The sequence below is a fragment of the Streptomyces sp. YPW6 genome (assembly GCF_018866325.1).
GTDB lineage: Bacteria > Actinomycetota > Actinomycetes > Streptomycetales > Streptomycetaceae > Streptomyces.
Genome location: NZ_CP076457.1, coordinates 1,961,656 through 1,976,481, shown reverse-complemented (window position 1 = coordinate 1,976,481; position 14,826 = coordinate 1,961,656). Strand labels below are relative to the sequence as shown.

General features: G+C 72.1%; 10 protein-coding genes. 3 read left to right on the top strand and 7 right to left on the bottom strand.

All coding sequences use genetic code 11. The annotated features are described in order from the left end of the window. Nucleotides 1-246: 246 nt before the first annotated feature. Nucleotides 247-1,272, top strand: a complete 1,026-nt coding sequence (locus KME66_RS08500; protein WP_216320681.1) for an ATP-dependent 6-phosphofructokinase — start codon at nt 247-249, stop codon at nt 1,270-1,272. A gap of 76 nt (nt 1,273-1,348) precedes the next feature. Here KME66_RS08500 and KME66_RS08495 read toward each other — a convergent pair whose 3' ends face one another. The 3 genes from KME66_RS08495 to KME66_RS08485 form a co-directional block, all read right to left on the bottom strand. Then, nucleotides 1,349-1,972, bottom strand: a complete 624-nt coding sequence (locus tag KME66_RS08495) for a helix-turn-helix transcriptional regulator (RefSeq protein WP_073215527.1) — start codon at nt 1,970-1,972, stop codon at nt 1,349-1,351. Nucleotides 1,973-2,236: 264 nt separating this feature from the next. Beyond that, the gene (locus tag KME66_RS08490) at nt 2,237-2,911 is read right to left on the bottom strand and encodes a response regulator (protein WP_216320679.1); all 675 of its coding nucleotides are present in this window, start codon (nt 2,909-2,911) and stop codon (nt 2,237-2,239) included. Then, nucleotides 2,908-4,608, bottom strand: coding sequence for a sensor histidine kinase (locus KME66_RS08485; RefSeq protein ID WP_216320677.1), 1,701 nt, complete (start codon nt 4,606-4,608; stop codon nt 2,908-2,910). Before KME66_RS08485 ends, KME66_RS08490 begins: the two co-directional genes overlap by 4 nt. A gap of 171 nt (nt 4,609-4,779) precedes the next feature. On the opposite strand from KME66_RS08485, the gene KME66_RS08480 reads away from it, so the two are divergent. Beyond that, nucleotides 4,780-6,150, top strand: coding sequence for a cation:dicarboxylase symporter family transporter (locus KME66_RS08480; protein WP_073214327.1), 1,371 nt, complete (start codon nt 4,780-4,782; stop codon nt 6,148-6,150). Between the two features lie 178 nt (nt 6,151-6,328). On the opposite strand, the gene glgB is transcribed toward KME66_RS08480, so the two are convergent. Continuing rightward, a complete protein-coding gene (gene glgB / locus KME66_RS08475) occupies nt 6,329-8,431 on the bottom strand; it encodes a 1,4-alpha-glucan branching enzyme (RefSeq protein ID WP_253208263.1) in 2,103 nt (700 codons plus the stop codon). Between glgB and KME66_RS33855 the strand changes: the two genes are divergently transcribed. Further along, entirely contained in the window at nt 8,417-8,767 is a 351-nt protein-coding gene (locus KME66_RS33855) for a hypothetical protein (protein ID WP_253208262.1), read from the top strand. The two genes, glgB and KME66_RS33855, sit on opposite strands and share 15 nt — an antisense overlap. Nucleotides 8,768-8,881: 114 nt before the next feature. Here KME66_RS33855 and KME66_RS08470 read toward each other — a convergent pair whose 3' ends face one another. The 3 genes from KME66_RS08470 to KME66_RS08460 form a co-directional block, all read right to left on the bottom strand. Continuing rightward, the gene (locus KME66_RS08470) at nt 8,882-10,303 is read right to left on the bottom strand and encodes a phosphotransferase (RefSeq protein ID WP_216320674.1); all 1,422 of its coding nucleotides are present in this window, start codon (nt 10,301-10,303) and stop codon (nt 8,882-8,884) included. 227 nt (nt 10,304-10,530) lie between these two features. Further along, nucleotides 10,531-12,237 carry a maltose alpha-D-glucosyltransferase gene (gene treS / locus KME66_RS08465; protein WP_065478016.1) on the bottom strand — a complete coding sequence of 569 codons (1,707 nt, stop codon included), beginning with the start codon at nt 12,235-12,237 and terminating at the stop codon, nt 10,531-10,533. Further along, the gene (locus KME66_RS08460) at nt 12,234-14,252 is read right to left on the bottom strand and encodes an alpha-1,4-glucan--maltose-1-phosphate maltosyltransferase (RefSeq protein WP_216320671.1); all 2,019 of its coding nucleotides are present in this window, start codon (nt 14,250-14,252) and stop codon (nt 12,234-12,236) included. Before KME66_RS08460 ends, treS begins: the two co-directional genes overlap by 4 nt. Nucleotides 14,253-14,826 lie beyond the last annotated feature (574 nt).

Below are 14,826 nucleotides of genomic sequence, written 5' to 3'. Positions count from 1 at the left end.
GGCATTGGCCTGCATTGCCTCTTGACGATACCTGCGAGGGCCGCTAGGCCGCCCGCCGGAGGTTCCGGCGCCCAGCGGCCGAAGGCCCCGTCCTCAGGGTTCCCCGTACCCGCGAAAGGCCCGCCCGGCCCGGCCGAAAGCGCGGGGCCCGTGCCCGGCATGGGACAATCGTCGCGGTTCAGGGCAGGGGGGTCGTCACCGTCGGCCTCCCGGAAAGCGCGACTAGCGAGCAGGAGACACACCTCGATGCGCATCGGAATTCTCACCGCGGGCGGCGACTGCCCCGGCCTGAACGCAGTGATCCGGTCGGTCGTCCACCGGGCCGTCGTCGGCCACGGCGACGAGGTCATCGGCTTCGAGGACGGCTTCAAGGGGCTGCTCGACGGCCACTTCCGCCCCCTCGACCTCAACGCGGTCAGCGGCATCCTGGCCCGCGGCGGCACGATCCTCGGCTCGGCCCGCCTGGAGCGCGACCGGCTGCGCGAGGCCGCCGAGAACTGCGAGGAGCTGACCCGCCGTTACGGCATCGACGCGCTCATCCCGATCGGCGGCGAGGGCACGCTCACGGCGGCCCGGATGCTCTCCGACGCGGGGATGCCGGTCGTCGGCGTCCCGAAGACCATCGACAACGACATCTCCTCCACCGACCGCACGTTCGGGTTCGACACGGCGGTGGGTGTCGCGACCGAGGCCATAGACCGTCTGAAGACCACCGCCGAGTCCCACCAGCGCGTGATGGTCGTCGAGGTCATGGGCCGGCACGCCGGCTGGATCGCGCTGGAGTCCGGGATGGCCGGCGGCGCCCACGGCATCTGCCTGCCCGAGCGGCCCTTCGAGGTCGACGACCTGGTCAAGATGGTCGAGGAGCGGTTCTCGCGCGGCAAGAAGTTCGCCGTGATCTGCGTCGCCGAGGGCGCGCACCCGGCCGAGGGCTCCATGCCGTACGCCAAGGGCGAGATCGACCAGTACGGACACGAGCGCTTCCAGGGCATCGGCAACCGCCTCGCGATCGAGCTGGAGACCCGGCTCGGCAAGGAGGCCCGGCCGGTCATTCTCGGCCATGTCCAGCGCGGCGGCACGCCGACCGCGTACGACCGGGTGCTCGCCACCCGCTTCGGCTGGCACGCCGTCGAGGCCGTGCACCGCGGCGAGTTCGGCCGGATGACCGCCCTGCGCGGCACCGACATCGCGATGGTCCCGCTCGCCGAGGCCGTCACCCAGCTGAAGCGGGTCCCCACCGAGCGGATGTACGAGGCCGAGTCGGTCTTCTAGGGCCTGTCGGGACCCGGCCGCGCGGGCCCTTCGCCGCGCCGGAACCGTACGGGCCGCACGGGCGGCCCGTACGGAGTCAGGCTCCGGCGGTCCGCCAGAAGTGCTCCACCACCCGGGCCAGGAACGCCCGGCCCGCGTCGCCCGTGGCGGCGGAGCGCTCCTGGCCGGTGCTGCTCCAGCTGAGCGTCGAGACCATCAGGGCCTGGTAGTCGGCGTGCAGGTGCTCCAGCGTGTCCTGGATCAGCGCCCGGTCCAGCGGGACGACCTTCGACACCGGCCGGACGTACGCCTGCCAGCGCGTGGTGACCGCGCTGCTCAGCAACTCCGCCAGCTCCTGGTCGCGGCCCGTCGCGGTCAGGAACTGCGCCGCCGTCAGCCCCAGCGCCCGGCACAGCGCCGCCGACTGCCGCTCGTTGCCACGCCAGCGCCCCGACTCCTCCATCCGCAGGTACGAGGCGCCGGTCATGCCCAGCTGCCGGGCCAGCTCGTCCACGGTCAGGTCCCGGGTCATCCGGTGCTCGCGCAGGGTGGCCGCGGCGGCCAGCAGCTCTCCGGGCGCGCACCACAGGACGCCGGCGAGGGCGGTCAGCTCGCGTTCCCCGGGGGTCGCGATGCCGCGTTCCCAGGCGACGACGGTCTCTGCGCTGATCCGGAGTCCGTACTGGGCGGCGAGCCCGTAGGCGACATGGCCGGGAGCCATCCCCAGAGCCTCACGGAGACGGCGCGCGGCGGGGGCGTTGAAGGGCGGGGTGGGGTGCACGCGGCCCACCGTAGGAGCCCGTGTCCGCCCTGGCTACGGTACGTTCCCCACAGAACACGCTTCGTAGGAACCTCCAGCCGCGAACCGCGCGGGCGGTACGGGAAACCGGCCCCACCAGCGCTTTCTTCCTCACGCCGGAGAAGGCCCCTTCAGGGGCGCGGGGTCGGATGGAAAGCCCTTGCGGTACCGGCGTCCGCCGGCCGGTCAGCGCCCCGAGGCGAGCCAGGTGTAGTGCAGCTCCGGTCGGCCGACCTGTCCGTAATGTGGACGCCGCGCGGCGCTGCCGACGGTCACCAGGTGCTCCAGATACCGCCGGGCCGTGATCCGGGAGATCCCGAGACGCTCCCCGGCGGCGGCCGCCGTCACCCCGTCCGGGGACTCCTTCAGCACCCGGGTGACCGCCTCCAGCGTCGGCCCGCTGAGCCCCTTGGGCAGTGCGGCCGGATGCGCGACCCGCAGCGCGCCCAGCGCCCGGTCCACCTCCTCCTGGCCGCTCGCCTCCCCGGCCGCGCCCCGGAACTCCGCGTACCGCACCAGCCGGTCGCGCAGCGTCGGGTACGTGAACGGCTTCAGCACGTACTGCACGACACCGAGCGACACCCCCTCCCGCACCACCGTGAGATCCCGCGCCGAGGTCACCGCGATCACATCGGCCCCGTGGCCGGAGGCGCGCAGCGAACGCAGCAGCCCGAGCCCGTGCCCGTCCGGGAGGTAGAGGTCGAGCAGCAGCAGGTCCACCGGGGTTCGCTCCAGCGCGCGCACCGCCGCCGCCCGGGAGTGCGCCACCGCGGTCACGGTGAAGCCCTCCACCCGCTCCACGTACATCTGATGGGCGTCGGCGGCCACCGGATCGTCCTCCACCACCAGCACTCTGATCACGCCGTGACCTCCTTCCCCCGGGGACCCGCCGCCGATGCCGCCCTGCTGTCCCCGAGCGGCAGCCGAACGGTGAACCGCGCGCCGCCGTCCGGACCCGCGTCCAGCTCCACCGTGCCCCCGTTGCGGTGCGCCGCCTGCCGCACCAGCGCCAGGCCGAGCCCGCGCCCCGCCCCGTGCGTCGACCAGCCCCGCCGGAACACCGCGTCCGCCGCCTCGGGGCCGATGCCCGCCCCCGTGTCCGCGACCCGCAGCAGCAGCTCCCGCCCGTCCGCGAGCGCGGTCACCGTCACCCGGGCCCGCCCCGCGGGACCCCCGGCCGCCCGGGGCGCGGGCACCCCGGCCCCGGACTCCTCCGCGCCGCCGGGGCCCTCCGACGCGGCGTCCACGGCGTTGTCGATCAGATTGCCCAGGATCGTCACCACGTCCCGCCGGCCCAGGGACGGCGGCAGCGCCCCGTCGTCGATCAGGCTGTCCTCCGCGAGCACCAGCTCCACACCCCGCTCGTTCGCCTGGGCCGCCTTGCCGAGCAGCAACGCGGCCAGTACCGGTTCCTCCACCGCCCCCACCACCCGGTCCGTCAGCACCTGGGCCAGCTCCAGCTCCGCCGTCGCGAAGTCCACGGCCTCCTCCACCCGGCCCAGCTCGATCAGCGACACCACGGTGTGCAGGCGGTTCGCCGCCTCGTGGGCCTGGGAACGCAGCGCCTGCGTGAAACCGCGCTCGGAGTCCAGCTCCCCGGCCAGCGCCTGGAGCTCGGTGTGGTCCCGCAGGGTCACCACCGTGCCCCGCTGCTCGCCGCCCACCACCGGGCGGGTGTTGACCACGATCACCCGGTCCGCCGTCAGGTGCACCTCGTCCACCCGTGGCTCCGACGCCAGCAGCGCCCCGGTCAGCGGTGCGGGCAGGGCCAGCTCGTCGACCGTGCGGCCGACCGCCGCCGCATCCGGCTCCAGGCCCAGCAGCTCCCGCCCGGCGTCGTTGACCAGGGCGATCCGCCGCCGCCCGTCCAGCATCAGCAGTCCCTCGCGCACCGCGTGCAGGGTGGCCTGGTGGTAGTCGTGCAGCCGGCTCAGCTCGGCCGCGTTCATGCCGTGGGTGTGGCGCCGCAGCCGGGCGTTGATCACGTACGTGCCGATACCGCCGAGCGCCAGCGCCCCGCCCGCCGCCAGCGCGAGGGCGCCGAGCTGCTCCCGTACCTGCGAGGAGACCCGGTCCACGGTGATGCCCGCGCTCACCAGGCCGACGATGCTCCCGCCGTCGCGGATCGGGGTCACCACGCGTATCGAGGGGCCCAGCGTGCCGGTGTAGGTCTCGGTGAAGGTCTGCCCGCGCAGGGCCTTGGCGGTGTTCCCGAGGAAGGTGTCCCCGATCCGGCTGGTGTCCGGATGCGTCCAGCGCACCCGCTCGGTGTCCATGATCGTGACGAAGGTGATCCCGGTGTCCTCGCGCACCCGTTCCGCGTACGGCTGGAGTACGGCGGACGGGTCCGGGGTGCGGATGGCCTCCCGTACGGAGGGGGAATCGGCCACGGCCAGAGCCGCCACCCGCACCTGCCGGGCGGCCGTCTCCTCGGCCTGCGCGCTGCCGGAGACGTACGCGAACACGGCGCACCCGGCCACCACGGCGGCGATGAGCACGACCTGCATGGCGAAGAGCTGGCCCGCCAGGCTGCGGGGGCGGGCACGGGGGAGGCGCATGCCTCACAGTCTGCCTGGCCCGGCCGGGCGCTCCCAGAGGCATCCCGGCTGGCCGGAAAGCGCCTGTGAACGATATGAACGCAAGGGTGACCGGGGTCACAGGCCGGTGGATAGTCACCGAAGCCCCCAGGGACGGGGGCGCACGTTCTGACCGAGCCGAGGAGCCCCACCATGGCTGTGGCAGCCAAACAACGGGACCGCACCCACTACCTGTACATCGCCGTGATCGCCGCCGTGGCGCTCGGCATCCTGGTGGGCTTCGCGGCCCCCGGGGTGGCCGTCGAACTGAAGCCCATCGGCGCCGGCTTCGTGAACCTGATCAAGATGATGATCTCGCCGATCATCTTCTGCACGATCGTCCTGGGCGTCGGCTCGGTCCGCAAGGCCGCCAAGGTCGGCGCGGTCGGCGGTCTGGCGCTCGGCTACTTCCTGGTCATGTCGACCGTGGCCCTCGCCATCGGCCTGCTCGTCGGCAACATCCTGGAGCCCGGCTCCACCCTCCACATCACCGAAGCCGCCCGCGAGGCGGGCGCGGAACAGGCCGGGGGCGCCGGCGAGTCCACCGCGGACTTCCTGCTCGGCATCATCCCGACCACCATCGTCTCCGCCTTCACCGAGGGCGAGGTCCTCCAGACCCTCCTCGTCGCGCTCCTCGCGGGCTTCGCGCTCCAGGCGATGGGCAAGGCCGGTGAGCCGGTCATCCGCGGCATCACCCACATCCAGCGCCTCGTCTTCCGTATCCTCGCCATGATCATGTGGGCCGCCCCGGTCGGCGCGTTCGGCGCGATCGCCGCGGTGGTCGGCGAGACCGGCCTCGACGCCCTGAAGTCCCTGGCGATCATCATGATCGGCTTCTATGTCACCTGCGCGCTGTTCGTCTTCGTGGTGCTCGGCGCGCTGCTGCGCCTGATCGCCGGGGTGAACCTGTTCTCGCTGCTGAAGTACCTGGGCCGCGAGTTCCTGCTGATCCTCTCCACCTCCTCCTCCGAGTCGGCGCTGCCGCGGCTGATCGCGAAGATGGAGCACCTGGGCGTCAGCAAGCCCGTCGTCGGCATCACCGTGCCGACCGGCTACTCCTTCAACCTCGACGGAACCGCGATCTACCTCACGATGTCCTCGCTCTTCATCGCCAACGCGATGGGCGACCCGCTGAGCGCCGGCGAGCAGATCTCGCTGCTGGTCTTCATGGTCATCGCCTCGAAGGGCGCGGCCGGTGTGACCGGCGCGGGCCTGGCGACCCTGGCCGGCGGCCTCCAGTCGCACCGCCCCGAACTCGTCGACGGCGTCGGCCTGATCGTCGGCATCGACCGCTTCATGAGCGAGGCCCGCGCCCTGACCAACTTCGCGGGCAACGCGGTCGCCACGGTGCTGGTCGGCCACTGGACCAAGGAGATCGACCGGGGCCGGGTGGGCGAGGTGCTGGCCGGACGGCTCCCGTTCGACGAGAGGACCCTCGTCGACGACGGCCACGGCCCTGCCCCCGCCGACGAGGTCCCCGAGCAGCGGGACAGCGCGCCCGCCGAGCAGCCCGCCAAGGTCTGACCCGCGCCACCCGCCAGGGCCGCGGCGGTACCCCCCGCCGCTGCGGTCCCCCCCCTCCCGAGGGGCACCCGTACCCCCGGTACGGGTGCCCCTCGGGGCGTCCTGGGCGGCCGCCCGTCCGGAACCGGGCCCGGAGCGTGTTCCGGTACCGGCTCCGGACGGTCACGGCCCCCACGGGCTACGCCGGACGGAACCAGACCGTCGCCAGCGGCGGCAGCGTCAGCGAGATGCTGCACGGCCGGCCGTGCGCGGGCACCGCCTCCGCCTTCAGCGGCTCCTCGTTGCGCACATCGCCCCCGCCGTACCGGGCCGCGTCGGTGTTCAGGACCTCCACCCAGCCCTCGGCGCCGGTCTCCGGCACCCCCAGGCGGTAGTCGGTGCGGACCGCCGGGGAGAAGTGCGAGACCGCCAGCAGCGGCGAGCCGTCGGCGTCGTACCGCAGGAACGCGAGCACGTTGTCCTCGGCCGCCCCGCCGTCCACCCAGCTGAACCCCTCCGGAGAGGTGTCCCGCTGCCACAGCGCGGGCACCGCCCCGTACACCGCGTTCAGGTCGCCCACCAGGGTCCGCACCCCCTGGTGGTCGCCGGCCGCCCCGTAGGACGGGTCCAGCAGCCACCAGTCCGGGCCGTGACCTTCCGACCACTCCGCACCCTGGGCGAACTCCTGTCCCATGAAGAGGAGTTGCTTACCGGGGTGGGCCCACATGAAGCCCAGGTAGGCGCGGTGGTCGGCCCGCTGCTGCCACCAGTCGCCGGGCATCTTCGACACCAGCGCCCGCTTGCCGTGCACCACCTCGTCGTGCGAGATCGGCAGCACGTAGTTCTCGCTGTAGGCGTACACCATCGAGAACGTCATCTCGTTGTGGTGGTACTTGCGGTGGACCGGCTCCTTCGCCATGTACTGGAGCGAGTCGTGCATCCAGCCCATGTTCCACTTCAGCCCGAAGCCCAGGCCCCCGCTGTCGGTGGGGCGGGTGACACCGTCCCAGGCGGTGGACTCCTCGGCGATGGTGACGACGCCCGGGTTGCGCCGGTAGACGGTCGCGTTCATCTCCTGGAGGAAGGCGACCGCGTCCAGGTTCTCCCGGCCGCCGAACTCGTTGGGCGACCACTGGCCGTCCTCGCGGGAGTAGTCCAGGTAGAGCATCGAGGCCACCGCGTCGACCCGCAGCCCGTCGATGTGGAACTCCTCGCACCAGTACGTGGCGTTGGCGACCAGGAAGTTGCGGACCTCGGTGCGGCCGTAGTCGAACTCCAGCGTCCCCCAGTCCGGGTGGGCCGCGCGCTGCGGGTCGGCGTGCTCGTACAGCGGACGCCCGTCGAACTCGGCCAACGCCCAGTCGTCGCGCGGGAAATGGGCCGGAACCCAGTCCATGATGACGCCGATGCCCGCCCGGTGCAGGGCGTCGACGAGGAAGCGGAAGTCGTCCGGGGTGCCCAGCCGCGAGGTCGGCGCGTAGAACCCGGTGACCTGGTAGCCCCAGGACCCGCCGAAGGGGTGCTCGGAGACCGGCATCAGCTCCACGTGCGTGAACCCGAGGTCCTTGACGTACGCGGGCAGCTGCTCCGCGAGCTGCCGGTACGTCAGTCCCGGCCGCCAGGACGCGAGATGCACCTCGTACACCGAGAACGGCGCCTCGTGGACCGGGCGGTCGCCCCGGTGCGCCATCCAGTCCGCGTCCTGCCACGTGTGGTGCCGGGCGGTGACGATCGACGCCGTCGCGGGCGGGACCTCGGTACGCCGGGCCATCGGGTCGGCGCGCACCGTGTGCGAACCGTCCGGGCGGCAGATGTCGAACTTGTACAGCGCGCCCTCGCCGACCCCCGGCAGGAACAGCTCCCACACCCCGGTCGAGCCGAGCGACCGCATCGGGAAGCCCGTGCCGTCCCAGTAGGTGAAGTCACCGGTGATCCGCACACCGCGCGCGTTCGGCGCCCACAGGGTGAACCGGGTGCCGGCCACCCCCTGGTGCTCCATCGGCTCGGCGCCGAGCGCCCGCCACAGCTCCTCGTGGCGGCCCTCGCCGATCAGGTGCAGATCGAGCTCGCCGATCGCGGGCCAGAAGCGGTACGGGTCCTCCACCTCGATGGTGTTGTCGTCGTAGACCACTTCCAGCCGGTACGCGGGCACCTGCGGTACCGGCAGCACACCGGAGAAGAAGCCGTCCCCGTCGTCGTGCAGCTCGGCCCGCAGCCCCGTCGCCAGCACGGTGACGGTCCGGGCGAACGGCCGCAGCGCCCGGACGAGCACCCCGCCGGGGATCGGGTGGGCGCCGAGCACGTCGTGCGGCGCGTGGTGGTCGCCGGCCAGCAGCCGGCCGCGGTCGGCGCCGTCCAGGGCCGGTGCGGGACGGGCGCCCTGGCCGTCACCGGCCTGCCGGGGCGCGGCGGGGCCGCGTCGGCCCGCTTCGGCCGGGCGCGCCTGGCGGGCGCGGGCTTGGTCGCGGTGGCGGCGGGCGCCGGCGCGGGTGCGGCCGCCGCGTCGGCGGAGGCCTCGGTGGCGGCGGTCTCGGCGGTGGGTTCCGCGACGGTCTCGACGACGACCTCGGCGGACTTGCGGGATGCCTTGCGGGACGGCTTGCGGGCGGTCACGGGGACTGCCTCCTCGGGGGAGTGAAGGGGGAGAAGCGCGGGCGGAGGGGAGCACGTGGAGCGAGGCGGGTCACGCGGGGTGGGGCGGGAGAGGCGCAGGAGGGGCGAAGAGTCCGGGAGGCGGAGGCGCGGACCGGGCTCAGGCCGCCGCGGACCGGGCCAGCCGCTGGATGGCCGCCATCGGGACCGGCAGCCAGTCGGGGCGGTGCCGGGCCTCGTACACCACCTCGTACACCGCCTTGTCGGTCTCATGGGCGCGCAGCAGCTCCGGCTCGCCGCGCGGATCGCTGCCCGAGGCCTGTGCGTACCCCTCGCAGTAGGCGGCACGGCAGCGGGCCGCCCACTCCGGGTTCCACGGGCGGTGCGAGCGGGCCGCGTAGTCGAAGGACCGCAGCATGCCCGCGACATCGCGCACCGGGGGAGCGGGCATCCGGCGTTCGGGCAGCGGGCGGGCCGGTTCGCCCTCGAAGTCGATCAGCGACCAGAAGCCGTCGGCGGAGCGCAGCGTCTGGCCGAGATGGAGGTCGCCGTGCACCCGCTGCTGGGCCCAGCCGCTGCCCCGGACCCCGAGGTCCGTCACCGCGTCGAACGCGGCGCGCAGCCCGGGTACGTACGGCACGAGCGCCGGAACCGCCTGGGCGGCGGCCTCCAGCCGCTGGGTCATCCGGGCGACGAGCTGCCGCGTCTGGGTGCCGCGCAGCGCCGGGGTCGGCAGTGCGGCGGCGAGCGCGGTGTGCACCTCCGCGGTGGCCCGGCCCAGCGCCCGCGCCTCGGGCAGGAAGTCGCGGCCGGCGGCGAGCGCGCCCAGCGCGAGCTGCCAGCCGTCCCGCGCCCCCTGGAGGAAGGGCTGGAGGATGCCGAGGGTCAGCGGCTCGGGGCCGGGGGCCTCGAACCAGGCCACCGGGGCGGGCACCCGTTCGCACCCCTCGCCGGTCAGGGCGAGAGGCAGCTCCAGGTCCGGGTTGGTGCCGGGGAAGACCCGTCGGAAGATCTTGAGGATGAACGCGTCCCCGTAGACCAGCGAGGAGTTGGACTGCTCGGCGTCCAGCACCCGGGGCGCCAGGGAGGCCGGGATGTCGGCGGTCCGCTCGAAGCGCAGCGAGCCGAGGCTTCCGGGGCGGCGGAACCGTTCCAGCAGCACATCCGCCAGCCGGGGATCGTGCAGCGCGTCGTACACGGTCCGTCCGGCGAGCGGCCCCCGCTCCACCCGGCCGACCAGCGCCCCCGAGAGCAGGGGCGGCAGTGACGTCCGTACACCCAGGAGCAGTTGGTAGCAGTCGTCGGCCGCCCGGTCCGACCGGGAGGGCTGCTCGACCCGCAGCAGCAGGTGCAGGAGCCCGGGGCCCGCCGTGCCGTCCAGCGGCACCATCTCGGTGGCGGAGACCAGCCGGAAGCCGGTGACCGGCCGGCCCTTGCCGGCGAACCACCGCTGCCGGGGCAGCCATGCGTGGAGCAGCGGAGCCAGGGACGGGAGCAGGGTCCCGTCCGTCGTACTTCCGGTGGTGGCGCTGTTCCTCGTGCTCTTCGCCAGGGCGACGTGAGTGGATGCAGCCTCCGACATGGCATCGCGTCCTTTCCCCGGGCACACAGGATGCGAAGAGTGTCCCGGATTGCGGCAATGGCTGTCCGGCTGTGCGGGACGTGTCGGGAGAGGAAGGTGCTGACGGACTCGAACGGCGGAACCGTGAAGGCCCGGGACAGGAGACCGAAGAGGCCCAGGGCCTTCGTTTCGCTCAGAGTGCCCCGTGCGGGGCGGTGGAAACCGCCCCGCACGCAACAGTCGCCCTCTCAGGCCGGCGGCGCGTCCTTGCGCAGCCGGAACCAGTAGAAGCCGTGTCCCGCGAGGGTCAGCAGATAGGGCCACTGACCGATGGCCGGGAAGCGTACCCCGCCGATCAGTTCCACCGGATGACGTCCGTTGAACGACCGGAGGTCCAGTTCCGTCGGCTGCGCGAACCGCGAGAAGTTGTGCACGCACAGGACGAGGTCGTCCCCGTACTCGCGGGTGAACGCCAGCACCGCCGGGTTGGAGGAGGGGAGTTCGGTGTACTCGCCGAGACCGAAGGCCGGATTCTGCTTCCGGATCTCGATCATCCGGCGGGTCCAGTGCAGCAGCGAGGACGGCGAGGCCATCGACGCCTCGACGTTGGTGACCTGGTAACCGTAGACCGGGTCCATGATCGTGGGGAGGTAGAGCCGCCCCGGATCGCTGGAGGAGAATCCGGCGTTGCGGTCGGGCGTCCACTGCATCGGGGTGCGCACCGCGTCCCGGTCGCCCAGCCAGATGTTGTCGCCCATCCCGATCTCGTCCCCGTAGTAGAGGATCGGGGAGCCGGGCAGCGACAGCAGCAGCGCGGTGAACAGCTCGATCTGGTTGCGGTCGTTGTCCAGCAGCGGGGCGAGCCGCCGGCGGATGCCGATGTTGGCGCGCATCCGCGGGTCCTTGGCGTACTCCGCGTACATGTAGTCGCGCTCTTCGTCCGTGACCATCTCGAGCGTGAGCTCGTCGTGGTTGCGCAGGAAGATGCCCCACTGGCAGTTCTTCGGGATCTCCGGGGTCTTCGCCAGGATCTCGGAGACCGGGTAGCGGCTCTCGCGGCGTACCGCCATGAAGATCCGCGGCATCACCGGGAAGTGGAACGCCATGTGGCACTCGTCGCCGCCCGCCTCGTAGTCGCCGAAGTAGTCGACGACGTCCTCCGGCCACTGGTTGGCCTCGGCGAGGAGCACGGTGTCCGGGTAGTTGGCGTCGATCTCCTTGCGGACCCGCTTGAGGAAGTGGTGGGTCTCGGGGAGGTTCTCGCAGTTGGTGCCCTCGCGCTGGTAGAGGTAGGGCACCGCGTCGACCCGGAAGCCGTCGATGCCCAGGTCCAGCCAGAAGCGGAGCGCCGCCAGGATCTCCTCCTGGACCGCCGGGTTCTCGTAGTTGAGGTCCGGCTGGTGCGAGAAGAAGCGGTGCCAGTAGTACTGCTTGCGCACCGGGTCGAAGGTCCAGTTGGACGTCTCGGTGTCGACGAAGATGATCCGGGCGTCCTGGAACTGCTTGTCGTCGTCGGCCCAGACGTAGTAGTCGCCGTACGGCCCGTCGGGGTCGGTGCGGGACTGCTGGAACCACTCGTGCTGATCGCTCGTGTGGTTCATGACGAAGTCGATGATGACGCGCATGCCGCGCTGGTGCGCGGCGTCCACGAACTCCACGAAGTCGGCGAGATCGCCGAACTCCGGCAGCACGGCGGTGTAGTCGGAGACGTCGTAGCCCCCGTCGCGCAGCGGCGACTTGAAGAACGGCGGCAGCCAGAGGCAGTCGACACCGAGCCACTGGAGATAGTCCAGCTTGGCGGTGATGCCCTTGAGGTCGCCGATTCCGTCGCCGTTGGAGTCCTGGAAGGACCGGACGAGCACCTCGTAGAAGACGGCTCGCTTGAACCAGTCGGGATCGCGGTCCTTGGCGGGGGTGTCCTCGAACGTGTCGGGGACAGGCTCATTGACGATCATGGTGTGGGTGACCCTCCGGTCGGCGGGGACGGTCGCAGGACCGCGATGTGCGCGGGCGTGACGCCCGGCTCTAGGCGCACATAGAAGGCCCTGCCCCAGTGGTAGGTATCGCCGGTGAGCTCGTCGCGCACCGGTACGCGCTCGTGCCAGGAAAGGCCGAGCCGCTCCATGTCCAACGAGACCGTGGCCTCCTGGGTGTGGTGCGGGTCGAGGTTCACGACCACCAGAACGGTGTTCGGTCCGGAGCGCTTGCTGTAGGCGATCAGCGCTTCGTTGTCGGTGTGGTGGAATTGGACGTCGCGCAGCTGCCGCAGAGCGGGGTTACGCCGGCGGATCCGGTTCAGCGAGGTGATCAGGGGGGTGAGCGTGCGGCCCTCGCGTTCCGCCGACTCCCAGTCCCTCGGGCGCAGTTCGTACTTCTCCGAGTGCAGGTACTCCTCGCTCCCCGGCTTGACCGGGGTGTTCTCGCACAGCTCGAATCCCGCGTACACGCCCCAGGAAGGGGCCAGCGTCGCGGCCAGCACCGCCCGCGCCTCGAAGGCCGGGCGGCCGCCTTCCTGGAGGTAGCCGGGAAGGATGTCGGGGGTGTTCACGAAGAAGTTGGGCCGCATGTACGAGGCGGCGTCCCCGGCCAGCTCCGTGACGTACTCCGTCAGTTCGTGCTTGGTGTTGCGCCAGGTGAAGTACGTGTACGACTGCTGGAAGCCGATCGCACCCAGCGTGTGCATCATCGCCGGGCGGGTGAACGCCTCCGCCAGGAAGATGACATCGGGGTCGGTTCCGTTGATCTCCTCGATGACCTTCTCCCAGAACACCACCGGCTTGGTGTGCGGGTTGTCGACCCGGAAGATACGCACCCCGTGGTCCATCCAGAAGCGCAGGATCCTCGACGTCTCCGCCACCAGACCGCGCATGTCCTTGTCGAAGGCGATCGGATAGATGTCCTGGTACTTCTTCGGCGGGTTCTCGGCGTACGCGATCGACCCGTCGGCCCGGTGGTGGAACCAGTCCGGGTGCTCCTTGACCCACGGGTGGTCCGGCGAGCACTGGAGCGCGAAGTCCAGCGCGATCTCCATCCGCAGGTTGCGGGCCGTCGCCACGAAGTGGTCGAAGTCCTCCAGCGTGCCCAGCTCCGGGTGGACCGCGTCGTGCCCGCCGTCCGGCGAACCGATCGCCCACGGCACGCCCGGGTCGTGCTCCCCGGGCGTCAGCGTGTTGTCCGGGCCCTTGCGGTGGGTCGTCCCGATCGGGTGGACCGGCGGCAGGTACACCACGTCGAACCCCATCGCCGCGACCGCGGGCAGCCGCTCGGCGGCCGTCCGGAAGGTGCCGCTGACCAGCCGGGTCGGCGCGTCCGGCGAGGTGTCCGCCGGGTCCACCGGCACCCGCTTCGCCCCCTCGGAGCGCGGGAACAGCTCGTACCAGGACCCGAACAGCGCCCGCTCGCGCTCCACCCGGACCGCCAGCGGCTTGGCGCGGGTGACCAGTTCGCGCAGCGGATAGCGGGCCAGCACCGCCTCGGCGGCCGGGGTCAGCGCGGCGGCCAGCCGGGCCTCGGCCGGGTGGGCGGTGTCGCGCAGCGCGTCCACCGCGGCCAGCACCGCCTCCCGGCCGTGCTTCTTCGGCACCCCCGAGGCGGCCCGCTCCAGCAGCGCCGCGCCCTCGGCCAGAACGAGGTCCGTGTCGATGCCCGCCGGGATCTTGATCGCGGCGTGGTGCCGCCAGGTGGTGACCGGATCGCTCCAGGCCTCCACCGTGTACGTCCAGCGGCCCTCGGAGTCCGGGGTGATGTCCGCACCCCACCGGTCCGTGCCCTGCGCCAGCTCGCGCATCGGGGTCCACGGCCCGACCCGTCCGCTCGGATCGCGCAGCACGACGTTGGCGGCCACCGCGTCATGGCCTTCGCGGAAGACGGTGGCGGTGACCTGGAAGGTCTCACCGACGACGGCCTTCGCCGCCCGTCTGCCGCAGTCGACGAGAGGACGGACGTCCAGGACGGGAATTCGACCGATCATGGAATCACCTGGGGGGCTGGAGGAGCTCGGCGTGCACGGAGGACGGCACGGCGCGGAGGACCGACCGCGTGTGCCGCGAAGACGGGGATCTGTCCTTTGTAACTGCTCAGCTGTCTGCTGACGGGCTGTGGGCATGGCCGCTCCTGTCCGCGTTCACTCGAATGGCACTCGAATGGGTGGGTCGCGGGGGTTTCGTGCATGTTTCGGGATGCACGGGAGAACGTGTGCGGGCCGGATCGTGCCGTGTACCGGGGAAGCTTTCCCCGCGTCGGACGGTGGGAAATCCGGCGCCGTGTTAACTACTCGGTCGTAACGGGCCGCCCGGGCTCCGCCGCACGCGGCGCGCACGCCCCGCCGGCGCGGGAGACCCGAAGCGCCCCCACGAGTTCCGGATACCCGCTCTGCGGCGCCACACGGCAGCCTTCCCTGTGGCAGTGAGGTCCACAAGGCTGCGTGCGGGAGGGAAATCGGCCAAACCCCCAGGTGGGAGAAGTGACGAGGGAGGGAGGAGGGGGTGTGTGGGGCGTCTGGTGGGAGGCGCGCGGCGTGCGGTGCCCGGACCGGGCGCGCCGTC